The organism is Bradyrhizobium sp. CCBAU 53421 (assembly GCF_015291625.1).
In the GTDB taxonomy this organism is placed as follows: domain Bacteria; phylum Pseudomonadota; class Alphaproteobacteria; order Rhizobiales; family Xanthobacteraceae; genus Bradyrhizobium.
On the sequence record NZ_CP030047.1, the window covers coordinates 5,805,372 to 5,828,634 of the forward strand.

The window sequence follows — 23,263 nt, forward strand, 5'->3', positions numbered from 1 at the left end:
ATGAGCGAACACAAGGCCGGCGCCAAGACCAAGACCCTTCCTGATACAAAAGCCATACTGCTCGGGATCGCATGCGGTCTTGGCGCGGCGCTTTGCTGGGCTCTCGGCTTCGTCGCGACCCGGCACGGCCTGAAAGTCGGGTTCACGCCGGTCGACCTCTTGATGCACCGCTTCCTGTGGTCGGGCCTCGTGTTCATCCCGCTCGTCGTGCGCGCCGGCTTGAGAAATCTCTGCGGCATCGGATGGGGCCGCGGCATGGCATTGATGGTGCTGGGCGGGCCGGTGATGTCGCTCATCAGCTATACCGGCTTCATGTTCGTGCCCCTCGGGCATGGCAGCGTGATCCAGCCTTTCTGCGCGACCCTGGGCGGACTGTTTCTCGCGGTCGTCCTGCTCAAGGAATCGATCTCCCTCTCCCGGGTCGCCGGCGCCGTCGTCATCGTGGTCGGCCTTGCCGTGATCGGCAGCGAGTCGATCGGACATATGGGATTGAGCGCCGTGATGGGCGATTTGATCTTCGTGACGACCGGATTGATGTTTGTAGGCTTCGCCACCTTGGTCCGCTATTGGCGCGTGTCTGCGTTCTCGGTGGCGACGGTCATCAGCGTGCTGTCGCTCTCGCTGTTTCCACTGTATGTCGCCTCGGGCGGGCTGGCGCGCGATGCGGCCATCGGCCTGCACGAGAATGCGCTGCAAGCCGTCAGCCAGGGCATCCTCGCCGGCCCCGCGGCCATGTATTTGTTCGCGCTGTCGATCCAGCAGCTCGGGGTTGCCCGCGCCGCGGTCTTTCCTGCGACCGTGCCGGTGCGGACCTTGCTGTTGGGATGGCTCCTGATCGGCGAGCCGCCGACGACGCTGCAGGCGGCCGGATTGGTCACGGTACTGGCTGGGTTCTATCTCGCGCAGCGTCAGAGCTAGTTCTTAGGGTGGGCTAACCCACCCTACGAGATCACGCCGCAGCGGAATGCCCGGCTACGGCCTGCGGCGGGTTGCGGAAGCCGATCGCGATCCGATTGTAGGTGTTCATCAGGCCGATCGCGATGGTCAGGTCGACCAGCTGCTTCTCGCTGAACACCGCGCGGGCCGCCTGGTAATCCGCATCCGGGATTGCGGTGTCTGCGACGCGGGTGACGGTTTCGGCCCAGGCCAGCGCGGCGCGCTCCTCGGCGTCGAACAGTACCTCGGCCTCGCGCCAGACCTGCAGCAGCGCCAGCTTCTCAATCGCAACGCCCATTTTTCGCAACGAGCGCGTATGCATGTCGAGACAGTAGGCGCAGCCGTTGATCTGCGAGATGCGCAGATAGACGAGCTCGATCAGCGTCGCCGAAAGGCCGCACTGCGTGAGGTAACCATAGACGCCACCGAGCGCCTTGATGCCCGCAGGCGCGACCTTGTTGTAATCGATCCGCGTGCTCACTGCTTGTGTCCTTCCTTGTCATAGACGGTCAGCGCCTTGTCGCTGCTGTCGACGACAAACACCGCGAGGATCTTCGCCGGCTCGGTCGCGCTGGCATTTCGTCCGAGCATATGATGCGCGCCGGGTGGCTCGAAGAAACTTTCCCCGGCCCGATAGGTGTGCGCGGCCTCGCCCTCCAGCTGGCTCTCGATCGCGCCCTGCAGAACGTAGACGTAGAGAAAAGCCGACTTGGCGTGGTGATGCGGCGCCGAGGGCTCGCCCGGCGGGAAGTTGACCTCGACCGCGATCAGCGACTTGCCGGGAATGTTGGTGATGCCGTGCTCGAACTTCGGCGTCACCGATTGCGCTTTTGCAGGGCTCGCAAGCGCGGCGCAGGCCAGCAACGCCATCCATAAGGTCTTCATCTCGTGCCTCCATTGCTGTCGGATAGATGCGGAAGCGCGAGCCTGAAAAGAAGCACCAAGAATGAACCGAATTGGTGTACCACGGGCCATGCCCAACCCGCTTTCCATCGCGCTCGACCGCTCGGCCAGGACGCCGCTCTCCGAGCAGATCCGCAAGGCGATTGCGGCAGCGATCGACAATGGCGTGCTGGTGCCGGGTGCGCGGCTCCCCTCGTGGCTCGACCTCGCCGCCCAGCTCGGCGTTGCGCGCGGCACGGTGCGGGCGGCGTATGACAAACTGGCGGACGCCCAGCACATCGTGTCGTCGAAGGCGAACGGCACCACCGTCGCCAGGCGGCCAGGGAAAGCGGCCAAGCCGGACACACCGGTTGCGCCCGGATCGGTCGTGGAGATGTTTCAGGACCTGAGCGGTCAGGGGCACTTCCGGATGGGTGTGCCCGCGCAGGACACTCTTCCCGCAAAGTTGCTCGCCCGCATCCGCGCCCGCGCCGTTCGGGCGGAACTGAGCGCAGTGAACCGCTATACCGATCCGCGCGGCGAGATCGAACTCCGGCGCGAGATCGCGGCGCACCTCGCGATTGCGCGCGGGCTCGAATGCTCGCCCGCGCAGATCGTCATCACGTCAGGCTTCAGCGGCGGACTTGGCCTCGCGCTGCGCGTGCTCGGGCTCGAAGGCCGCCGCGCATGGATGGAAGAGCCGGGATTTCCATTGACCCGAAGGGGGCTCGAGCTCGCCCGGCTGGAGCTCGTCCCGATCCCCGTCGATGGCGACGGCATCGATGTCGACCATGGTCTCGAGCACGGCCCCGACGCGGCACTCGCGGTCGTGACACCGGGCCAGCAGGCGCCGCTCGGGCCGCCGCTGTCAGCCAAGCGTCGCGGGCAGCTGCTCGACTGGGCCGCGCAAACCGGCGCCTGGATCATCGAGGACGACTATCTCGGCGAGCTGCAGCTCGACGGCCGCGCCGCGCCCGCCCTTGCCTCGCTCGACCGGGCCGGCCGCGTGATCCATCTCGGCTCCTTCAGCAAGACGATCTCGCCGACGCTTCGGCTCGGCTTCCTGGTTGCGCCCGAACAATTGGCGGCGCAGTTCGCCGATGTCGCGACATGCCTTGCCCCCGCTCCCGGACCAGCGGTGCAGCTCTCCACCGCGGAGTTCATGCGCGACGGGCACTACATCCGCCATCTCAGGCGAACCAAGCGCGCCTATTGCGACAGCCGCGACGCATTGACGGCTGCGCTGCGGCCATGGAGCAACGACGTGCGGGTTGCCGGCCTCGCGGTCATGCTGACGCTGCCGGGCAACGCCGATGATGTCGCGATCGTGCGGCAGGTATTGGCGCATGGGCTAGCACCCGCGCCGCTCTCGCCATGGTATCTTGAATCGAGACGCGCGCAGCCGGGCTTGCTGCTCGGCATCGCGACGGTACCCGATCGCGGTGTTCAAGCCGCCTGCAAGCGCCTGTTCGACACGATCCGAACCGAAAGCGCGCCGGCCGCGCGCCGCGTCAGGAAGCCCGCAGCCCGGTGAGCGCAAGGCTCAACGCCTTGAGCCGCTTGCGCGCCTCGGCGTCATAGGCCTGGGCATGGGCGCGGGCCTCGCGCTTGCCGTCGAAGAACAGCCCGCTCCGACCCGCGACGTCATCGTCCTGGACCAGACGCAGGATGGCGTCGCCGCCCTGCTCGACGGTCGAGATCGGCGTCGCGCCGCTGGCGCGCACCATCGTGGTGTTCATGTAGGTCGCCGGATGCAGCGAATTGACGGTCACGCCCGAGCCTTCGAGCTCGGCGGCGAGGTCGATGGTGAACATGATCTGCGACAGCTTGCTCTGCGCATAGGCGCGAGCACCGCTGTAGTTCCTGGTGATCATCACGTCCCCGAAATCGATCGGGTGCTGGCCGAGCGAGGCGACATTGACGATGCGCGCCGGGGTGCTCGCCTTGAGCCGCGGCAGCAGCAGATGCACGAGCAAGAAGCCGGCGAGATAATTCACCGCAAAACGCAGCTCGTGGCCGTCCTTGCTGGTCTGCCGCGCCGGCCCCTCGTTCTGCGAGCCGATGCCGGCGTTGCTGACGAACACGTCGAGGCGCTCCTGGTCGTCGAGCACAAGCTGGGCGAACTCGCGGACCTCGGCGAGCGAGGACAGATCGGCCTGGTAGAACATCGGTTCACGGCCGGAGACCCGCTTGATCTCGTCGGCAAGCACCTGCGCCCGCTTGGTGTCGCGGCCATGGATCAGGACCCGGGCGCCGGCGGACGCCAGCTTCATTGCCACGTAGCGGCCGACGCCATCGGTGGAACCGGTGATCAGCACGGTCTTGCCTGCCATATTCATCGACATCGCCCTTCGTCGTTCTCCCAGCGCTGCCCCAAAGATAAAGGCGCCGGTTGGACTTTGCCATGGCGTGTCGCGGCGCGATCACCCCAAAACGGCGCCGAAATGGCCCGCCTCCAGGGTCGCGGGTGTACAGCCTGTCGCGCGGCCTGCGGTCGCGCGGCGCCGCGTCGCGCGTCAAGGCGGATGCGTTCTGATAACGTCGAGATGAACGACAAGGCCGGGATCGGCAAAGGACCGGAATGTCCACGACCATTCCAGACAGGTTCTCGCGGAAGGCTCCCTCGCTGGAGCCGTCCGGCATGCTCCTGTTGTTCGCAACGCTCACCGCGCTGCCGATCGTCCTGACCGTTCGTCTGGTTGAGCCCGCACTCGTGCTGCCCGCGCTCAGCCTGGTGTTGTTCGCAGAGGCAGCCATTGCCGCGCTTGCGGCGCGCGTGATCCACATGCGTGCAAGCGTGGCGAACCTCACGCTGTGGGATTTTGCCGGCGCATTCACCTTCATGGGGTGTGCGGCGGCGATCCTCGGCGAGCCGGATCAGGCGGCGCTGTTCTTCGAGGAACAGGCCGCGCTGCGTCCGGTGTAGAGCATGATCCGGAAAAGTGTGACGCGGTTTTCCGAACAGATCATGCTCAAGCAAGAAGCGAAAGCGCGATGACGATTCATCGCGCTTGAGCGACCGTAATCCCAGGCCGGGCCCCTCTGGCAGCCACAAGCTGCGATGTCGGACTGGAACTCAGTTGGAGTGGCCCTGCTTCGACCCGCGACGCTGACCGGCGTCGCGGCGGGTTTGCCGTCCGCATGACGGCAACGACCGGTTTCGTCGAAACAGTCCACTCCCCGACCTCAAGGGGAGCATTGCTCATGTCCGAACTGTTTACACTCGACGCCCTCAGCGCGTTGCTGCAGGTCGTCGTCATCGACCTCGTGCTGGCCGGCGACAACGCAGTCGTGATCGGCCTCGCCGCGGCCGGCCTGCCGGCGAAGCAACGCGGCAAGGCGATCCTGATCGGCATCGGTGCCGCGACGCTGCTGCGCATCCTGTTCGCGCTGCTCACCACGCAATTGATGCAGATCGTCGGCCTGCTATTGGCCGGCGGCATCCTGCTGCTGTGGGTGTGCTGGAAGATGTGGCGCGAGCTGCGTTCGACCATGCATGAGACCACGGCGGCAGATGGCACCGATGGCGCCGAGGGCCAGCGCAAGACGCTGTGGCAAGCGACGACGCAGATCATCGTCGCCGACGTCTCGATGTCGCTCGACAACGTGCTCGCGGTTGCCGGCGCGGCGCGCGAGCAGCCGATCGTGCTGGTGTTCGGCCTCGCGCTCTCGATCGCGATGATGGGCGCCGCCGCCACCTTCATCGCAAAGCTCTTACAGAACCACCGCTGGATCGCCTATGTCGGCCTTGCCGTGATCCTCTATGTCGCCGTCGACATGACCATTCGCGGCGCGTCCGAGATCGCGAAGGTCGCGCCGGTCTGACGGCCGCAAGCAAAACGGCGGGCCTGAAGGCCCGCCGCTCCGCAAATAGACAGTGCGCGTAGCGTCAGTGGATTTCCGCCGAACGCTTCAGGGCTTCCTTCAGCTTCTCGAGCGAGAAGTCCTTGGAGCGCGCGATGTCCAGGATCGGGGTCTCGCGGCGGCCGCACAACTCGGCAGCCTCGGGCAGCTTGGCCGCGACATCATAGGGGATCACGATCGCGCCGTGGCTGTCGGCGTGGATCAGGTCGTCGGAGCGCACCGTCATGCCGGCAACGCGGACCTCGCCGCCAAAACTTTCGGCATGCACCCAGGCATGCGACGGGCCGATCGAGCCGGCCAGCGCCTGGAAGCCCGGCGCCCATTGCGGAATGTCGCGGATCGAGCCGTCGGTGATGACGCCGAGGCAGCCCAGCGCCTTGTGCACGGCGCTCTGCACCTCACCCCAGAACGCACCGTAGCCGACGTCGGGACCGTCGATGTCCTGGATGACGGAGATGCGCGGACCGAAGCCGGTGCCGACATATTCGTAATAGTCGATGCGGCGCTTCGATTGCTCCTCGGCCGAGAGGCCGGACTTCAGCACCGAGCGGATCGCGACCGTGCGCGCATAGCCGACGATCGGCGGCAAGGTCGGGAACGGGCAGACCAGCGGCTTCACGGTGTAGCCGATCAGACGGCGCTCCGGCGCCACGATCTCCATCGCGTTGCAGATCGTCGGCGTATCATAGCGCGCCAACGCCTCGAGGACGGAAGCAGGCAGCGGGGCGGAAGCGGATGTCGTCACGGCGTTTCTCTCCTGATTTTTGGTGTCAGATCATGATGCGTTTCCACGGAAACGCATCATGATCTCATTTCCTTGTTTGAGCATGATCTTGCCGGAAAACCGGTCTCCACTTTTCCGGATCATGCTCGAGCGGGCCGTCTCAGCCTATAGCCGAGATCGCAGGCGAACCCAACCGAGCCACGCTCATGGCTGATATTTGGGAGAGGAGGACGCACGCAGCTCCATCACCGTCACCCTGAGGTGGCCGCTTCTTCAGCGGCCCTCGAAGGGTCGACGGCCCCGCTGGTGGCCGTCCATCCTTCGAGACGCGCTACGCGCTCCTCAGGATGACGGGGCCGGCAGGTGTGTCAGTGCAGATGCGTCGGACGATCGTCGCGGTCCGTGTCAGTGCCCTGCGGCGTGTAGGGAGCCGCAGGCGACGCCGCCACCGGCGCACTCGCACCCTGCGTCTGCGCCGCGAGCTGGCGCTCCTGGTCGCGATAGGACTTCCAGCCCCAGGGCAGGCTGATCAAATAGGCGACCGAGCCCGCCGACAGGATGTGCCAGGGATAGCCGATCAGCAGCGCGACGAAGAACACCACGGCAACGAACACCGGCAGCACCATCTCCGGCGGCACGCGCATCTTCACGGTCTTGCCGGAGAACACCGGCAGTCGCGACACCATCAGGAAGGCGATCAAGAGCGTGTAGAACGCCGTCAGCGTCGCCGGCGGCATCGGCACGCCGAGGAAGGCGAGATAGATCGGCAGCAGCACAGTGATCGCACCGGCCGGCGCCGGCACGCCGGTGAAATAGTTGGCGGCGAAGGCCGGCTTGTTGGGGTCGTCGATCGAGGCGTTGAAGCGCGCTAGCCGCAGGCCGCCCGAGATCGCGAACACCATCGCGGCGATCCAGCCGCCATTGTTCAGCTCATGCAGCTGCCAGAAGTACAGGATCAGGCCCGGCGCGACGCCGAAATTGACGAAATCGGCGAGGCTGTCGAGCTCGGCGCCGAATTTCGACTGGCCCTTGATCATGCGGGCGACGCGGCCATCGATGCCGTCGAGGATCGCGGCGAACACGATGGCGGCGACCGCAAGCTCCATCCGCCCTTCCGTCGATAGCCGGATCGCGGTGAGGCCGGCGCAGATCGCCAGCAGCGTGATCATGTTCGGCACCAGCATCCGCACCGGGATCGGGCGGAACCGGCGGCGGCGCAACTCGCTGGAATTGGGATCGAATGGCATCATGGTTCTGCAATATAGCAAGCATGGCCCGGCTCCGCCATTGCGACGGGAACCGGCTGATCAAGCTGGCGGAACAGAGTTAATCGGCGCGGTAGGTGCGGCCCGGATCGGCGTTGCGGAAATCCGCCAGGATGGTCTCGCCGGCGACCGCGGTCTGCCCCTCGGAGACCAGGGCCTTGGTGCCTTCGGGCAGGTAAACGTCGAGCCGCGAGCCGAACCGGATCAGGCCGAAGCGTTCGCCGGCGCCGATCGACTGGCCCTCCTTGACGAAGCAGACGATGCGGCGCGCCACGAGGCCGGCGATCTGGACCACGCCGATGCGGCCGTTGGCGCTCGAGATCACTAGCGAGTTGCGCTCATTGTCCTCGCTCGCCTTGTCGAGCTCGGCATTGATGAAGGCGCCGGGCCGGTAGGCGATGCGGTCGATGCGGCCTGCCACCGGGCTGCGGTTCACGTGGCAGTTGAACACGCTCATGAACACCGAGACCCGCGGCAGCGGCTTGTCGCCGAGACCGAGTTCGGCCGGGGGCAGCGCCTGCACCACCATGGAGACGCGCCCATCGGCCGGCGACACCACAATGCCGTCGCGCAATGGCGTCACGCGGACGGGATCGCGGAAGAACAGCGCACACCAGACCGTGAGCAGCGTCCCGATCCAGCCCAGCGGGGTCCAGATCCAGAACAGGATCAGGCTCGCCAGAGCGAAGCCGCCAATGAAGGGATAGCCCTCCGGGTGGATCGGCGGGATCTGCGCGCGGATGGAATTGGCGATCGACATCAGAGCTCGCTTGCGTTTCCCCACCCCGTTTGGCGGGAGAGGCCCTAAATCGACTATTCCGCGGCGGTCGGCAAGGGCTTCTCGCCGCCAACCGGGGCGGAATCCTCCGACGATTCAGTGACTGCCGGCGGCAGCCGATTCGGCGCGGAGCCATCGTCGCCGACCTGGGCGAGCCGTTCGCGGGCCTCCTCAGCTTCGCGCTGCCGGTTCCACATGCTGGCATAGAGGCCGTCGGCCGCCAAAAGCCGCGCGTGGGTGCCGCGCTCGGCGATCCGGCCCTGATCCAGCACGATGATCTCGTCGGCGCCGACGATGGTCGACAGCCGGTGCGCGATCACCAGCGAGGTGCGGTTGCGCGAAACCCGCTCCAGCGCGCCCTGAATCTCGTGCTCGGTGTGGCTGTCGAGCGCGGAGGTCGCCTCGTCCAGCACCAGGATCGGCGGCGCCTTCAACACCGTGCGCGCGATCGCGACACGCTGCTTCTCGCCGCCCGAGAGTTTCAGGCCGCGTTCGCCGACCTGGGTCTCGTAACCCTGCGGCGACATCCGGATGAAGCCGTCGATCTGCGCCAGCCGCGCCGCCTCCTCCACCTCGTCGTCGCCGGCATCCCAGCGGCCATAGCGGATGTTGTAACGGATGGTGTCGTTGAACAGCACGGTGTCCTGCGGCACCATGCCGATCGCCGAGCGCAGCGAGGCCTGGGTCACGGTCTTGATGTCCTGGCCGTCGATCAGGATGCGGCCGCTCGATACATCATAGAGCCGGAACAACAGCCGCGAGATCGTCGACTTGCCGGCACCGGACGGACCGACGATCGCGACCGTCTTGCCGGCCGGCACCTCGAAGCTCAGGCCCTTGAGGATCTGCCGGTCCGCCTCATAGGCGAAGCGGACGTCCTCGAAGCGCACGCTACCGGACGACACCACGAGCGGCTTGGCGCCCGGCACGTCCTTCACCTCGGGATCGCGCGCCAGCACGTCGAACATCTTCTCGATGTCGATGATCGCCTGCTTGATCTCGCGGTAGACCATGCCCATGAAGTTCAGCGGCTGGTAGAGCTGGATCATCATCGAATTGATCAGCACGAAATCGCCGATGGTGTGGGTGCCGTTGCGGATACCGAACGCGCACATCAGCATGGTCGCGGTCAGCCCCGCGGTGAAGATGATCGCCTGCCCGGTATTGAGCACGGCGAGCGAGGTATAGGTCTTCACGCTGGCCTGCTCGTAGCGCTCCATCGAGCGATCGTAGCGCCGCGCCTCGCGCTCCTCGGCGCCGAAATACTTCACTGTCTCGTAGTTGAGCAGCGAGTCGATTGCCTTGGTGTTCGCCTCGGTGTCGGAATCGTTCATCTTGCGGCGGATCTCGATCCGCCACTCGGTCGCGATGTAGGTGTAGTACATGAACACGACGACCGTGATCAGCACCGCGAGCACGTAGCGCCAGTCGAACTGCCACAGCAGCACCGCCGCCAGCAGCGTGACCTCCACGATGGTCGGGATCAGCTGCAGGATCACCATCCGCACGATGGTCTCGATGCCGGAGCGGCCGCGCTCCAGCACGCGGGTCAGGCCGCCGGTCTTGCGCTCGAGGTGGAAACGCAGCGACAGCTCGTGCATGTGCACGAAGGTGATGTAGGCGAGCCGCCGCACCGCGTGCATTGCGACGCGGGCGAAGATGCCGTCGCGCCACTGCGTCAGCACCGCCATGATGATGCGCACCGCGCCGTAGCTGATCGTCATCAGCACCGGCGAGGCGATCAGCCAGACCACCCAGTTCGAGGTCGCGACCGGCGCCGATCCCGTGCCGTTCAGCGCATCGATCGCCCATTTGAAGGTGAACGGAACCGACAGCGTCGCGAGCTTGGCGAACAGCAGCAGCACCACCGACCAGATCACGCGCATCTTCAGATCAGCGCGATCGCCGGGCCAGATGTGGGGCCAGAGATGTACGAGGGTGCCGAGCAGCGTCCCCTTCTCGGCCGCCGGCGTCGTGGCCGTCGGCTGACCGGCAGCGGTCACAGTCTGTTGCGGTGGCACCATCAGGAGCCCGCTCTCGCCGTCATGGCGCGGCGGTCCGCTGCCACATCTTGTCCACGATTTGCCATTGTGCCCGTCATATAGATCGTTTGAACGCGGCGTACAGGCTTATGACGAAAATTGTTCCCGATTCGCGGGAATTTACGGGATTTTATGGCCCTCAATCCCCATATGCGAGTCTTGACCCTGTTTACGCTGCAGTGCCACAAGGATCGTATGAACCAAATCAAGACTGTCTGTGTTTATTGCGGCTCCGGCCCCGGTAACAATCCCCGCTTCGTTGAAGCTGCCATCGCACTCGGCAAGGCCTTTGCCGACAACAACGTGCGCCTGGTCTATGGCGGCGGCTCGATCGGCCTGATGGGCGCGGTCGCGAAATCCACCCTCGATCATGGCGGCTCCGTCACCGGCATCATTCCGGAATTCCTGCGGGCGCGCGAGAATGCGCTGACCTCGATTCAGGAAATGATCGTCACCCCCGACATGCATGAGCGCAAGCGGCTGATGTTCGAGCGCTCCGATGCGTTCGTGGCACTGCCCGGCGGCATCGGCACGCTGGAGGAACTGGTCGAGCAATTGACCTGGCAGCAGCTCGGCCGTCACTCCAAGCCGATCCTGCTCGCCAACATCGACAACTTCTGGGAGCCCCTGCTCTCGCTGTTGAACCATATGTGCACGACCGAGTTCATCCGCCCGACGCTGCCGATCAACGTACTGATGGCCGACCGCGTCGACGACATCCTGCCGCGGCTGCGTTCCGCAGTGGCCGGCAAGCCGGCGGCCGCGAAGGAGCTCGCCCCCGAAGTGGCGCGGCGGCTCTGACCATCCGAGCGCGAATTCGATCCGTCATGCTGAGGAGGCCGCGCAGCGGCCGTCTCGAAGCATGCACGGCCCGGCTGGTGGCCGTTCGCCCTTCGAGGCTCGCTCCGCTCGCACCTCAGGACGACGGGGTGAGATGAGTGCTCGTCACAGCCCAAATCATGCACTCGGAAACGTCACGGCCTCGATGCGGTTGCCGTCGGGATCGAGGACGAAGGCGGCGTAGTAGCGCACGCGGTCGTGCGGGCGCAGGCCCGGGGGACCATCGGAGAGACCGCCTGACGCCAGCGCGGCGGCGTGGAAGGCATCGACCTCGGCGGTGGTTTTCGCGCGCAGGCAGATATGGCTGCCGCTCTCATGCGCGACATGCGCCATCGTGGCGCGCAGATTGATCCAGAACTCGGGATAGGCCTTGCCGAAACCGATCGTCGCCGGCCGCGTGACGAGACGGCTCAGGCCGAGCGCGGCCAGCGTCGGTTCATAGAACCGCGCCGCGCGCTCGAGATCGCGGACGCCGACGGAGACGTGGTCGATCATGGGCCTCCCCTTCCCGGTTGTCATTCCGGGATGGTCCGCAGGACCAGACCCGGAATCTCGAGATTCCGGGTTCGATGCTTCGCATCGCCCCGGAATGACGGATCAATCACTCACGGCTGCGCGCCCGACTTCACCAACTTGTAAAACACCGAATCCATCAGCGCCTGGAACGAGGCGTCGATGATGTTGGGCGAGACGCCGACCGTGGTCCAGCTCTCGCCGGTCTCGTCCTCGCTTTCGATCAGCACGCGCGTGACCGCCTCGGTGCCGCCATTGAGGATACGCACGCGGTAGTCGATCAGCTTCAGGCCATCGATGTATTTCTGGTACTTGCCGAGGTCCTTGCGCAGCGCCACGTCGAGCGCGTTGACCGGACCGTTGCCTTCGGCGGCCGAGATCAGCCGCTCGCCGTCGACGTCGACCTTCACCACCGCGAGCGCCACCGTGACACGCTGGCCGTTGGCGTTGTAGCGCTGCTCGACATTGACGTCGAACTGCTCGACCTTGAAATATTCCGGCACCTTGCCGAGCGTGCGGCGCGCCAAGAGGTCGAACGACGCATTGGCGGATTCATAGGCAAAGCCTGCGGCCTCGCGCTCCTTCAACTCCTCGACCAGCCGCGTCAGCCGCGGGTCGCTCTTGTCATAGGCGATGCCGGCGCGGTCGAGCTCGGCCATCACGTTGGAACGGCCGGCCTGATCGGAGACCAGCACCTTGCGATGGTTGCCGACGGAATCCGGCAGCACGTGCTCATAAGTCTGCGGATCCTTCATCACGGCCGAGGCATGGATGCCGGTTTTGGTGACGAAGGCGCTCTCGCCGACATAAGCGGCATGCCGGTTCGGCGCGCGGTTCAGCATGTCGTCGAGCGTGCGCGACACCTTCACCAGCGTCGCCAGCTTCTCCGTGGTGACGCCGATCTCGAATTTTTCGGCAAATTCCCGCTTCAGCTTGAGGGTCGGGATCAGCGAGCAGAGATTGGCGTTGCCGCAGCGCTCGCCGAGGCCGTTGAGCGTGCCCTGGATCTGCCGCGCGCCGGCGCGCACCGCAGCCAGCGAATTGGCCACCGCCTGCTCGGTGTCGTTATGGGCGTGGATGCCGACATGGGCGCCGGGCACCTGCTTGACGACATCGGCGACGATGGTCTCGATCTCATGCGGCATGGTGCCGCCATTGGTGTCGCACAGCACCACCCAGCGCGCGCCGGCCTCATGGGCGGCTTTGGCGCAGGCGAGCGCGTAGTCGCGGTTCTCCTTGTAGCCGTCGAAGAAATGCTCGCAGTCGACCATCACCTCGCGGCCGAGCGCCTTGGCGGCCGCGACGCTGTCGCGGATCGAGGCGAGGTTCTCCTCGTTGGTGGTCTCGAGCGCGACGCGGACCTGATAGGCGGAGGACTTTGCGACGAAGCAGATCGCGTCCGCTTTGGCCTCGAGGATGCCGGCGAGCCCCGGATCGTTCGAGGCCGAGCGGCCCGGCCGCCGCGTCATCCCGAACGCGGTGAAGCGCGCATGGTCGAACGCCGGCTTTTTGCTGAAGAATTCGGTGTCGGTCGGATTGGCGCCGGGATAACCGCCCTCGACATAGTCGATGCCGAGCGCGTCGAGCATGCCCGCGATCACCTGCTTGTCCTGCAACGTGAAGTCGACGCCATTGGTCTGTGCGCCGTCGCGCAGCGTGGTGTCGAACAGATAGAGGCGCTCGCGGCTCATGCGTGGCCTCCAGGCGTCGCAACGCCGTCGAGCTGCTTCTGCATCGTGGTGTTGGCGAGCCATTCGTCGCCGATAGTGACCGAATTGCGCTGCTGCGCGGCGTAGCCGCGCTTGCGGAAGAATTCGAGCGCGGTGTCGCTGGCATCGACCTTAAGGATCTTGGTGCCGCGGGCACTCGCGATCTTCTCCAGCGCATCGCACAGCGCGGCGCCGACGCCCTGCCCCACGGCGCTCGGATGCACATAGAGCATGTCGATGTGATCGGCTCCCTTCAGCGAGGCGAAACCGACCGGCGCGCCCTGCAAGGTCGCGATCAGCGTGAGCTGCCCGGCGAGCTTCTTGCCGAAGGCCTCCTCGTCATCGGCGGCCATCGCCCATGCTTCCTGCTGCGCCTCGCTGTAATCGTCGCCGGTCAGGTCCATGATCGACGCCGCGAAGATCGCCGCCAGCAGCGGCGCATCGTCGGGAAGATACGGGCGCAATGCGGGTGCGGATCGGCTCATCGCGCAACCTCCCAGGTCGTGATCGGCTTTCCTTCGGCATCCTTGCCGTCCTTGATCGCCACGCCCATCGCGGCGAGCTGATCGCGGATCCGGTCGGATTCCTTGAAGTCCTTCCTCGCACGCGCCGCGGTGCGCTCGGCGATCAGCGCCTCGACGGCGGCGACATCGACGCCGCTGGCCTGCTCCTTGCGGCCCTTCCACGATGCCGCGCTCTCCGACAGGAAGCCGAGCAGCCGCAGCGAACCGGCAAACTCCTTGCGGGCGGCTTCACTGCTCGCGGCAGCGTTGCGCAAGCCGTGCAGCACGGCCATCGCCTGCGCGGTGTTGAGGTCGTCGTAGAGCGCCTCGACCATCGACGGCGACGGCGCGCCGGACTCGGCGTCGGCCGCGACCGCATACCAGTCGTCGAGCGTCCTTGCAGCTTCTTCCGCACTCTTCAGCGTCCAGTCGAGCGGCGAACGGTAATGCGTCCGCAGCATGCTGAGCCGCAGCACCTCACCCGGCCAATCGGCCAGGAGATCGCGGATCGTGAAGAAGTTGCCGAGCGACTTCGACATCTTCTCGCTCTCGATCTGCAGAAAGCCGTTGTGCATCCAGACATTGGCCATGCGGTCGGTGTGGAACGCGCAGCAGGTCTGCGCGAGCTCGTTCTCATGGTGCGGGAACACCAGGTCGATGCCGCCGCCATGGATGTCGAACTTTTCGCCGAGATGCTTCCAGGCCATCGCCGAGCACTCGATATGCCAGCCGGGCCGCCCTTCCACCGCAATGCCTGCGGGCGACGGCCAGGACGGCTCACCCGGCTTCGACGGCTTCCACAGCACGAAGTCGGTGTTGTCGCGCTTGTAGGGCGCGACATCGACGCGGGCGCCCGCGATCATCTCGTCGAGCGAGCGCTTCGACAGCGCGCCGTAGCGCGGCAGCACCGAATTGGCCGCGTTCATCGCCTGCGGCGAGAACAGCACGTGATCCTCGGCGACATAGGCAAAGCCGCCGCCGACCAGCTTCTCGATGATCGCGCGCATCTCCGGGATGTGCTCTGTGGCGCGCGGCTGCACGGTCGGGGCTAAGCAGCCGAGCGCCGTGACGTCGTCCTGGTACTGCTGATAGGTCTGCTCGGTGACCTTGCGGATCGCCTCATTCAGGGGGACGCCGGGATAGTCCCGCGCGGCGCGGACGTTGATCTTGTCGTCGACGTCGGTGATGTTGCGAACGTACTTCACGTGGCCCGCGCCATAGCGATGGCGCAGCACGCGAAACAGCACGTCGAAGACAATAGCCGCCCGGCCGTTGCCAATATGGGCGAAGTCGTAGACCGTCGGTCCGCAGGCATACATGCCGACATTGTCGGCATCGAGCGGCACGAAGGGCCGCTTCTCCCGGGTCAACGTATCGTAGAGGCGCAAATCCATGGGTACCGTTCCCTTGCGGCCGGGCGGTCCAATGCTCTCATGTGTTGAGAAAAGACGGCCTCAGCCAGCGAATCGCTAGCTCATAATCTCGCGGCAAATGCTGCAGATGGCGAGGTGGCCGTTCATGGTTCCTCCTGTCTCACGGCCCCTTTATTGCGTCAAGGGGCTGTTTTCGGGTGTTTTGCTGCCCGCCCTGCACCGAATTCACGCCAACGCCTTCATGGTTAATCATTATTAAGGAATTGGGCGTATCCGGACGCCAGCGGATCCCCCGCCATTTTGACCGGTGCACCATGCGGCCCATTTCAGCATTGATTGCCTGCACGTTCGTCCTTGTCCCGCCCGTCCTGGTCTCTTCGGCCGCCCTGGCCGACAGCCGCGTTTTCATCGTCGCCAATCAGGCCGACGGCTACGGCATCGACCAGTGCCTGGCGCGCGGCGACCGCTGCGGCGCATCCGCCGCCCGCGCCTATTGCCGGTCACGCGATTTCGCGCAGGCCACCAATTACCGCCGCGTCGATCCCGACGAGATCACCGGCGCGGTTCCGCACGCCACGGGCGAGACATGCCGCGGCAGTAGCTGCGGCGAATACGTCGCCATCACCTGCCAGCGCTGAGCCAAGCCGCTGGACGAACGGGGTTATTGCCACACCGGCGCCCCGGAAACGACGTGACGCTGCCCCGAGAAACGGCTATTGCAGCGGCCTTGCCCGCGCGCTTTGGCGTTGATCGCCGCGCGGCGTCGTTTTAATGGCCGGATATGCCCGATAGCTCTCGTTCTCGCTTCTTCCGCTGGCTCCTGACTTGCGCCGTGTTGGCCGGCATCGCCGTGCCCGCCACACATGCCCTCGCGCAGGTGCCTCCGGGCCCGCCCGGGCCGGCGCCCCAGGGCGCGCCGCCCAATCCGCAGGCCAATCCGATGTGCGTGCGGCTCGAAGGCCAGCTGGCGGCGATCGATCGCGGCGGCGGCTCTGGCGATCCGGCCAAGGACGAGCAGATCCGCCGCTATCAGGATGCGGCAACAAGGCAGCAGGGCGAGCTCGATCGCGTGACCGCGCAGGCCCGGCGCATGGGCTGCGACAGCTCCGGCTTCTTCTCGCTGTTCAACAACAACTCGGCGCAGTGCGGACCGGTCAACAACCAGATCCAGCAGATGCGCGCCAATCTCGACCAGATGACCGCCAATCTCGAGCGGCTGCGCACCGGCGGGCTCGGCGGCGCCGACCGCGAGAACCAGCGCCGCTCGGTCTTGACCGCACTGGCGCAGAACAATTGCGGCCCGCAATACGCGGCAGCCGCCGCGCGCGGCCCCGGCAATTTCATCGAGAACCTGTTCGGCGGCGGCGGTGGTGCCAATCCCAACAATCCGCTGCCCCCGCCCGACGCGCAATATGGCGGGCAGTCCGGCACCTTCCGCACCGTCTGCGTCCGCACCTGCGACGGCGCCTATTTCCCGATCTCGTTCGCGACCACGCAGGCGCGCTTTGCCGCCGACGAGCAGATCTGCAAGGCGCAGTGCCCGGCGGCGGAGGCCAGCCTGTTCGCCTACCGCAATCCCGGCGAGGACATCAACCAGGCGGTCTCGATCAGCGGCCAGTCCTACTCGTCGCTGCCGAACGCCTTCAAGTACCGCACCGAATTCAATCCGTCCTGCTCCTGCAAGGCGGCCGGCCAGAGCTGGGCGGAGGCGCTGAAGGCCGTCGACGACCAGGCGTCCGCCGCGCAGCAGGGCGACATCATCGTCACCGAGGAGAGCGCACGGAAGATGCAGCAGCGCGCGCAGACCAAGGCTGCCACCGGCAAGAAGGGTGCGCCTGCGGCAGCTGCCCAGCCGCAGCAGCCCGCCGCCGCTGACGCCACCACCGCGCCGGCCGCGCCCGCAAGCGACGGCCAGATCCGCACGGTCGGCCCGACCTTCATTCCGAAGAAGCAGTAGGGTTCACCCCTCGAACGCTTCCGCCGACGCGCGCGAGGTGCGCGTCACCAGCGTCTCGTCCGGCTCCGGCAGCGCCTTGCCAAAGTCGCGGAAGCGGTTGGTGATGGGATAGCGGCGGTCGCGGCCGAAATTCTTCCGCGTCACCTTCACCCCCGGCGCGGCCTGCCGCCGCTTGTATTCGGCGATGTTGAGCAGGCGATCGACGCGGGTCACCACATCGCGGTCGAAGCCGGCCTCGATGATGGTCGCAAGCGGTTCCTCGCGCTCCACCAGCCGTTCGAGGATCGCATCCAGCACCTCATAGGGCGGCAGCGAATCCTGGTCGGTCTGGTTCTCGCGCAGCTCCGCGGTCGGCGGCCGGATGATGATGTTGACCGGGATCACCTCGCCCGACGGCCCGAGCGCGCCGTCCGGCTTCCATTCATTGCGCAGGCTCGACAGGCGGAACACCTCGGTCTTATAGATGTCCTTGATCGGGTTGAAGCCGCCGTTCATGTCGCCGTACAGCGTGGCGTAACCGACCGACATTTCCGACTTGTTGCCTGTGGTCACCACCATGGCGCCGGTCTTGTTGGAGATCGCCATCAGCAGCGTGCCGCGGGCGCGCGCCTGCAAATTCTCCTCGGTGATGTCGCGCTCCAGCCCCTTGAACACCGGTGCCAGAATTGTCTCGAACCCGTTGACGGCATCCGCGATCGGCAGGATCTCGTAGCGGATGCCGAGTGCGGCGGCGAGCTTGGCGGCATCGTCGAGCGACACTTGCGCGGTGTAGCGGAACGGCAGCATCACGCCGCGCACCTTGTCGGCGCCGAGCGCATCGACCGCGATCGCGGCGCACAGCGCCGAGTCGATGCCGCCGGAGACGCCGAGCAGCACGCCGGGAAAACCGTTCTTGCGGACGTAGTCGCGCAGGCCGAGCACACAGGCCGCGTAATCCGCCTTGTCGCCCTCGAGCTGCGCCGTGATCGGCCCGTTGCAGCGCCAGCCATCCGCGGTCTTGCGCCAGACGAGCGTCGTGATGTTCTCCTCGAACGCCGGCAGCTGCGCCGCGACCGAGAGATCGGCATTCAGCGCGAACGAGGCGCCGTCGAAGATCAGCTCGTCCTGGCCGCCAATTTCATTCAAATAGACCAGCGGCAGCCCGCTCTCGGTGACGCGCGCCACCACGATCGAGAGCCGAAGGTCGGCCTTGTCGCGGGCATAGGGCGAGCCGTTCGGCACGATCAGGATCTCGGCGCCGGTCTCGGCCAGGCACTCGACGACGTTCTCGTACTCCTCGGATTCCTCGAGCCAGATGTCCTCGCAGATCGGCACGCCGATGCGCACGCCGCGCACCGTCACCGGGCCCGAGGCCGGGCCGCGCGCGAACAGCCGCTTCTCGTCGAACACGCCGTAGTTCGGCAGGTTGGCCTTGAACCGCAGCGCGGCGATGCGACCGTCGTCGAGCAGCGCGCAGGCATTGTAGAGCTTGCCGTCCTCGACCCAGGGCGTGCCGATCAGCATCGCCGGGCCGCCATCCTTGGTCTCGCGCGCCAATTCCTCGACCGCGGCGCGGCAGGCCGACTGGAACGCCGGCTTGAGCACCAGATCCTCCGGCGGATAGCCGGCGATGAACAGCTCCGACAGCACCACGAGATCGGCCCCGTCGGCCTTGGCTTTCTCGCGCGCCGCACGCGCTTTCGCGGCGTTACCGGTGACGTCACCGACCGTCGGATTGAGTTGCGCCAGGGTGATCTTGATCTGTTGTTCGCTCATACCGTTATGTTGTCCCGCACAATGGCAAACTTCAATGGTCGTCCGATCATGGTGCGCTTGCAGAAATCGCACCGGGACGACAGGCGCCCGTCAGGGCGCAAGCTCCGCCCTCACCTCGCCAAGCAGCGCCATGCCGCCCAACCGGCCCAATTCGTCCGAACATTTCGCGCTCTTGCCATAGCAGCCGAATGCAACCGTGACCCGTTCGGAAAGAGGTCCGATCGACGGCAGCCCCGTGGTGCCGAAGGTGGTCATGCAGGGCACGACGCGGCGTTCCTCGAATTTGAAGTCGCGGATCCGGTCAAGGATCTGACTTTGCAGCCGATCGGCCACGTCGACCGATCCGCCCGACCGGAACCAGTCCTTGATCTCGGCCTCGCCGTCGAGCCGATGGTCGACGGGATCGCCGCCGAGCTTCAGCCAGCTCTGGCCGTCCGGATATGGGATCGGTGGCAGAATGTAGGGATTGTCGCCCTTGGGACCGAGACAGCGCATCGACGGCATACCGGCCAGCCGTTGCACCTCCGACGCATCCAGCCGGAACAGCGCCACCGTGCGCCCATAGACGGTCAAGCCCAGCGATCGGCCGAGCAGTGGTTGGGTGTGCCCGCCGGCCGCAACCAGCACACGCTCGGCCTCGACATCGCCCGATCGCGTCCGGATCGTCACACCGGAGCCGCTTTCCGAAATTCCCAGCGCAGGCTCGTCAATGATCCGCGCGCCGGCGCGCTCCGCCGCGATGGTCTGCGCCCGGACCAGGCGGCGCGGTGAGATGTAGCCGGCATTGCCCGGCTCGAAATAGCCAAGCATTCCCACTGTTGATTTCAGGAACGGAAATCGCTCCGCGAGCGCGGCATCCTGATAGGCCTCACACGCGATCGCCTCGTCGGCGCAGACCTTGCCGACCGAGGCGACGTCGGTGGTTTCGCGATCGCCGATGTGGAGCGCACCGGCTTCGCGGTAGAACTCGACACCGCTTTCCGTGGCAATCTCGCCATAGCGCGCAATCGCGGCGCGGTTCATCTGGCGCCAGAATACGTGCGGATCGTAGGTCCGCGTGATGCGGCCCTCGTCATAGTGACTGCCGAACACGCCCTCATGGCGCGCGAAATCGGCCGGCTCGTCGGGCCCGATCAGCGCGACGTCGTGGCCCATTTTGCTCAGGTGGCGCGCGGCGGCCGACCCGATCAGACCGCGTCCGACAACCGCAAGCTTGATCGGCTTGCTGCCACCCATATTCAGAACGCGCCCATCCGTTCGGCGAGGGCGAACAGCCAGAACAGCCCGGCCATCACGAGCGCGACGCCGACGGCGGCGGAGCCCATGTCCTTGACCCGGCCGATCTGCGGGTCGTGATCCATGGTCAGGCGGTCGGCGAGCTTCTCGATCGCGGTGTTGAGCAGCTCGATCACCAGCACCAGCACCACGGTCGCGACCAGCTCGACCCGGCGCATCACGGTGGCGCCGATCAGCCAGGCCAGCGGCAGCGACAGCACCAGTGCCACCACCTCCTCGCGAATCGCCTGCTCCGAGCGAATGGCAAACGCCAGCCCGTTGCGCGAGTTGATGGTGGCTCGCCAGAACCTCAGCAAGTCACTGCCCTCAAGTCACGGCCCCCAAATCACTGCACCAAGTCACCTGCCCCAAATCACAGCCCTGCAGCGGCCGGCATCGGTTTGACCTTGCCGGCGCGCTCCTGCTTCAGCAGCTCGGCGATCAGGAAGGCCATGTCGATCGACTGTTCGGCGTTGAGGCGGGGATCGCAAACCGTGTGGTAGCGGTCGTTGAGATCCTCGTCGGTGATGGCGCGGGCGCCGCCGATGCACTCGGTGACGTCCTGCCCGGTCATCTCCAGATGCACGCCGCCGGCATGGGTGCCTTCGGCGGCATTGATCTGGAAGAACGACTTCACCTCAGCCAGCACGCGGTCGAACGGCCGCGTCTTGTAGCCCGTGGTCGAGGTGATGGTGTTGCCGTGCATCGGATCGCACGACCACACCACCTTGCGCCCTTCCCGCTGCACGGCGCGGATCAGGCCCGGCAGATGCTCGCCGACCTTGTCGGCGCCGAAGCGGTTGATCAGCGTCAGGCGTCCCGGCTCGTTGTCGGGGCTGAGCACGTCGATCAACTTCAAGAGCTCGTCCGGCTTCAGCGACGGGCCGCATTTCAGGCCGATCGGGTTCTTGATACCGCGGAAATATTCGACATGGCCGTGATCGAGCTGGCGGGTGCGGTCGCCGATCCAGATCATGTGGCCCGAGGTCGCGTACCAGTCGCCGGTGGTGGAATCGACCCGCGTCATCGCCTGCTCGTAGCCGAGCAGCAGCGCCTCGTGGCTGGTGTAGAAATCGGTGGCGCGCAGCTCGGGATGGCTCTCGAGGTCGAGGCCGCAGGCGCGCATGAAGTTCAGCGCATCCGAGATCCGGTCGGCCAGCTCCTTGTAGCGGCGGGACTGCGGCGAATCCTTCAGGAAGCCGAGCATCCACTGATGCACGCTGCCGAGATTGGCGAAGCCGCCGGTCGCGAACGCGCGCAGCAGGTTCAGCGTCGCGGCGGATTGGCGATAAGCCATCAGCTGGCGCTGCGGATCCGGGATGCGCGCTTCCGGCGTGAAAGCGATGTCGTTGACGATGTCGCCGCGATAGCTCGGCAGCTCGACATCACCCTGCTTCTCGGTCGGCGACGAGCGCGGTTTGGCGAACTGGCCTGCGATGCGGCCGACCTTCACCACCGGCAGCGCGCCGGCATAGGTCATGACCACGGCCATCTGCAGCAGCACGCGGAAGAAGTCGCGGATATTGTTGGCGCCGTGCTCGGCAAAGCTCTCGGCGCAGTCGCCGCCCTGCAGCAGGAAGGCCTCGCCGTTGGCAACCCGCCCCAGCGCCTTCTTCAGGTTGCGCGCCTCGCCCGCGAACACCAGCGGCGGAAAGGTCGCGAGCTGGGCCTCGACATCGGCCAATGCCTTGGCATCGGGATAATCGGGCACCTGCAGCACCTTCTTGGCGCGCCAGCTATCGGGTGTCCACCGCTCGGACATGAGGTCAACTCCTGAGCAAAAACCGCGACTTAATCGACGGGAAAGGTCGGCTTATACACAGCCGCCCGCTCCCCCGCTAGAAGGATTCCTGCAATCCCGTCAAACTCTTGCAGGAAAATGCGAATTCGCATTTGCTGGACCATACCATGAATGCCAGCCAAATTGCCGTGGCCCAGGCCACGCCGGACGACGTTTTTAGCGACGACATCGTCGTGCCGGCCGCGGACGGCTATCCGCTTGCCGCGACGCTGTTCCTGCCGCGCGGCAGGAAGCGCCACGCCGTCCTGATCAACTCGGCGACCGCCGTGCCCCGCAAGGTCTATCGCGGCTTCGCCGGCTACCTCGCCCGCCGCGGCTCGGCGGTGCTGACCTACGACTACCGCGGCACCGGCGACAGCCGGCCGATGGCGGCGACCGGCCTCAACAAGCCGAAGTCGCTGGCCGGCTTCAAGGCCACGATGGCCGACTGGGCCGCGCTCGACACCACCGCGGCCGTGAGCTGGATGCGCTATCGCTATCGCGACCTGCCGTTCGCCTATGTCGGGCACTCCTTCGGCGGCCAGGCGCTTGGGCTCCTCGCCAACAACGCCGAGATCCCGCGCGCGCTGCTGGTCGCCTCGCAGGCCGCCACCTGGAAGCTGATGGCTTCGCCCGAGCGCTACCGCGTCGTCGCCTTCATGAACGGCATCGGCCTGCCGCTGGCGCGTACGCTCGGCTATGTGCCCGGCTGGGCCGGCCTCGGCATGGACCTGCCGCGCGGCGTGTTCGAGCAATGGCGCGGCTGGGTGATGCGCGAGCGCTACCTGCTCGACGACACGACGCTTGCGGCGCGCGAGAATTTTCCGAAGTTCAAGGGCAAGCTCCGCGCGCTTGCCATCACCGACGACACCTGGGCGACGCGGCCGGCGGTCGAATTGCTGTGCTCCGCCTTCACCTCGATCACCCCGGAGATCATCTCGATCCGGCCCGCCGATGCCGGCGCGAAAGCGATCGGCCATTTCGGCTTCTTCCGCAGCGAACACCGCGACGCCCTCTGGCGCGGCGCCGCGGAATGGCTCGAGGCGGAAGGGTAAACGCACTCGGCC

The 23,263-nt window shown here is 66.1% G+C and carries 23 protein-coding genes; 8 read left to right on the forward strand and 15 right to left on the reverse strand.

Features of this window, described 5'->3' with window-relative positions; all coding sequences use genetic code 11:
- Complete coding sequence (locus XH92_RS27805) at positions 1-918, forward strand: DMT family transporter (protein ID WP_194454966.1); 918 nt, start codon at positions 1-3, stop codon at positions 916-918.
- Between the two features lie 31 nt (positions 919-949).
- On the opposite strand, the gene XH92_RS27810 is transcribed toward XH92_RS27805, so the two are convergent.
- On the reverse strand, positions 950-1,417 hold the full coding sequence (locus XH92_RS27810) for a carboxymuconolactone decarboxylase family protein (RefSeq protein ID WP_194454967.1): 468 nt from the start codon (positions 1,415-1,417) through the stop codon (positions 950-952).
- Positions 1,414-1,821, reverse strand: a complete 408-nt coding sequence (locus XH92_RS27815; protein ID WP_194454968.1) for a cupin domain-containing protein — start codon at positions 1,819-1,821, stop codon at positions 1,414-1,416. Before XH92_RS27815 ends, XH92_RS27810 begins: the two co-directional genes overlap by 4 nt.
- A gap of 88 nt (positions 1,822-1,909) precedes the next feature.
- Here XH92_RS27815 and XH92_RS27820 point away from each other — a divergent pair, with 88 nt between their 5' ends.
- The gene (locus XH92_RS27820; protein ID WP_194454969.1) at positions 1,910-3,352 is read left to right on the forward strand and encodes a PLP-dependent aminotransferase family protein; all 1,443 of its coding nucleotides are present in this window, start codon (positions 1,910-1,912) and stop codon (positions 3,350-3,352) included.
- Here the strand turns inward: XH92_RS27820 and XH92_RS27825 are convergent.
- Complete coding sequence (locus tag XH92_RS27825) at positions 3,330-4,157, reverse strand: SDR family NAD(P)-dependent oxidoreductase (RefSeq protein WP_194454970.1); 828 nt, start codon at positions 4,155-4,157, stop codon at positions 3,330-3,332. The genes XH92_RS27820 and XH92_RS27825 overlap by 23 nt on opposite strands.
- Before the next feature lie 302 nt (positions 4,158-4,459).
- On the opposite strand from XH92_RS27825, the gene XH92_RS27830 reads away from it, so the two are divergent.
- Positions 4,460-4,744 (forward strand): hypothetical protein, encoded by a 285-nt coding sequence (locus XH92_RS27830; protein WP_194454971.1) that lies wholly within the window; start codon positions 4,460-4,462, stop codon positions 4,742-4,744.
- 278 nt (positions 4,745-5,022) lie between these two features.
- The gene (locus XH92_RS27835) at positions 5,023-5,643 is read left to right on the forward strand and encodes a TerC family protein (protein WP_194454972.1); all 621 of its coding nucleotides are present in this window, start codon (positions 5,023-5,025) and stop codon (positions 5,641-5,643) included.
- A gap of 64 nt (positions 5,644-5,707) precedes the next feature.
- Here the strand turns inward: XH92_RS27835 and XH92_RS27840 are convergent, their stop codons facing one another.
- The 4 genes from XH92_RS27840 to XH92_RS27855 all read right to left on the reverse strand — a co-directional run bounded on the left by XH92_RS27840 (position 5,708) and on the right by XH92_RS27855 (position 10,473).
- Positions 5,708-6,427 carry an RraA family protein gene (locus tag XH92_RS27840; protein ID WP_194454973.1) on the reverse strand — a complete coding sequence of 240 codons (720 nt, stop codon included), beginning with the start codon at positions 6,425-6,427 and terminating at the stop codon, positions 5,708-5,710.
- Positions 6,428-6,774: 347 nt separating this feature from the next.
- On the reverse strand, positions 6,775-7,653 hold the full coding sequence (pssA, locus tag XH92_RS27845) for a CDP-diacylglycerol--serine O-phosphatidyltransferase (protein WP_194454974.1): 879 nt from the start codon (positions 7,651-7,653) through the stop codon (positions 6,775-6,777).
- Positions 7,654-7,732: 79 nt separating this feature from the next.
- The gene (locus tag XH92_RS27850; protein WP_050404685.1) at positions 7,733-8,431 is read right to left on the reverse strand and encodes a phosphatidylserine decarboxylase; all 699 of its coding nucleotides are present in this window, start codon (positions 8,429-8,431) and stop codon (positions 7,733-7,735) included.
- A gap of 53 nt (positions 8,432-8,484) precedes the next feature.
- Positions 8,485-10,473, reverse strand: a complete 1,989-nt coding sequence (locus tag XH92_RS27855) for an ABC transporter ATP-binding protein/permease (protein WP_246787652.1) — start codon at positions 10,471-10,473, stop codon at positions 8,485-8,487.
- A 213-nt stretch (positions 10,474-10,686) separates the two neighbouring features.
- Here XH92_RS27855 and XH92_RS27860 point away from each other — a divergent pair, with 213 nt between their 5' ends.
- Positions 10,687-11,292 carry a TIGR00730 family Rossman fold protein gene (locus tag XH92_RS27860; RefSeq protein WP_194454975.1) on the forward strand — a complete coding sequence of 202 codons (606 nt, stop codon included), beginning with the start codon at positions 10,687-10,689 and terminating at the stop codon, positions 11,290-11,292.
- 156 nt (positions 11,293-11,448) lie between these two features.
- Here the strand turns inward: XH92_RS27860 and XH92_RS27865 are convergent, their stop codons facing one another.
- The 4 genes from XH92_RS27865 to cysS all read right to left on the reverse strand — a co-directional run bounded on the left by XH92_RS27865 (position 11,449) and on the right by cysS (position 15,450).
- Positions 11,449-11,826 carry a VOC family protein gene (locus tag XH92_RS27865; RefSeq protein WP_194454976.1) on the reverse strand — a complete coding sequence of 126 codons (378 nt, stop codon included), beginning with the start codon at positions 11,824-11,826 and terminating at the stop codon, positions 11,449-11,451.
- 110 nt (positions 11,827-11,936) lie between these two features.
- On the reverse strand, positions 11,937-13,535 hold the full coding sequence (gene cimA, locus XH92_RS27870) for a citramalate synthase (protein ID WP_194454977.1): 1,599 nt from the start codon (positions 13,533-13,535) through the stop codon (positions 11,937-11,939).
- Positions 13,532-14,038 (reverse strand): GNAT family N-acetyltransferase, encoded by a 507-nt coding sequence (locus tag XH92_RS27875; RefSeq protein ID WP_194454978.1) that lies wholly within the window; start codon positions 14,036-14,038, stop codon positions 13,532-13,534. Before XH92_RS27875 ends, cimA begins: the two co-directional genes overlap by 4 nt.
- Positions 14,035-15,450, reverse strand: coding sequence for a cysteine--tRNA ligase (gene cysS / locus XH92_RS27880; protein WP_194454979.1), 1,416 nt, complete (start codon positions 15,448-15,450; stop codon positions 14,035-14,037). The genes XH92_RS27875 and cysS overlap by 4 nt, the downstream gene beginning before the upstream one ends.
- A 293-nt stretch (positions 15,451-15,743) precedes the next feature.
- Here cysS and XH92_RS27885 point away from each other — a divergent pair, with 293 nt between their 5' ends.
- A complete protein-coding gene (locus tag XH92_RS27885) occupies positions 15,744-16,067 on the forward strand; it encodes a hypothetical protein (protein ID WP_194454980.1) in 324 nt (107 codons plus the stop codon).
- Between the two features lie 143 nt (positions 16,068-16,210).
- Complete coding sequence (locus XH92_RS27890) at positions 16,211-17,386, forward strand: DUF2865 domain-containing protein (protein ID WP_194454981.1); 1,176 nt, start codon at positions 16,211-16,213, stop codon at positions 17,384-17,386.
- 3 nt (positions 17,387-17,389) lie between these two features.
- Here XH92_RS27890 and XH92_RS27895 read toward each other — a convergent pair whose 3' ends face one another.
- The 4 genes from XH92_RS27895 to XH92_RS27910 all read right to left on the reverse strand — a co-directional run bounded on the left by XH92_RS27895 (position 17,390) and on the right by XH92_RS27910 (position 22,178).
- Complete coding sequence (locus XH92_RS27895; RefSeq protein ID WP_194454982.1) at positions 17,390-19,141, reverse strand: NAD+ synthase; 1,752 nt, start codon at positions 19,139-19,141, stop codon at positions 17,390-17,392.
- Positions 19,142-19,231: 90 nt separating this feature from the next.
- Positions 19,232-20,377 (reverse strand): FAD-binding oxidoreductase, encoded by a 1,146-nt coding sequence (locus XH92_RS27900; protein WP_210345480.1) that lies wholly within the window; start codon positions 20,375-20,377, stop codon positions 19,232-19,234.
- A gap of 2 nt (positions 20,378-20,379) precedes the next feature.
- Entirely contained in the window at positions 20,380-20,733 is a 354-nt protein-coding gene (locus XH92_RS27905) for a diacylglycerol kinase (RefSeq protein ID WP_194454983.1), read from the reverse strand.
- Positions 20,734-20,789: 56 nt separating this feature from the next.
- On the reverse strand, positions 20,790-22,178 hold the full coding sequence (locus XH92_RS27910) for a class II 3-deoxy-7-phosphoheptulonate synthase (protein WP_194454984.1): 1,389 nt from the start codon (positions 22,176-22,178) through the stop codon (positions 20,790-20,792).
- A gap of 146 nt (positions 22,179-22,324) precedes the next feature.
- Between XH92_RS27910 and XH92_RS27915 the strand changes: the two genes are divergently transcribed.
- A complete protein-coding gene (locus XH92_RS27915; protein WP_194454985.1) occupies positions 22,325-23,251 on the forward strand; it encodes an alpha/beta fold hydrolase in 927 nt (308 codons plus the stop codon).
- The last annotated feature ends 12 nt before the right edge of the window (positions 23,252-23,263 follow it).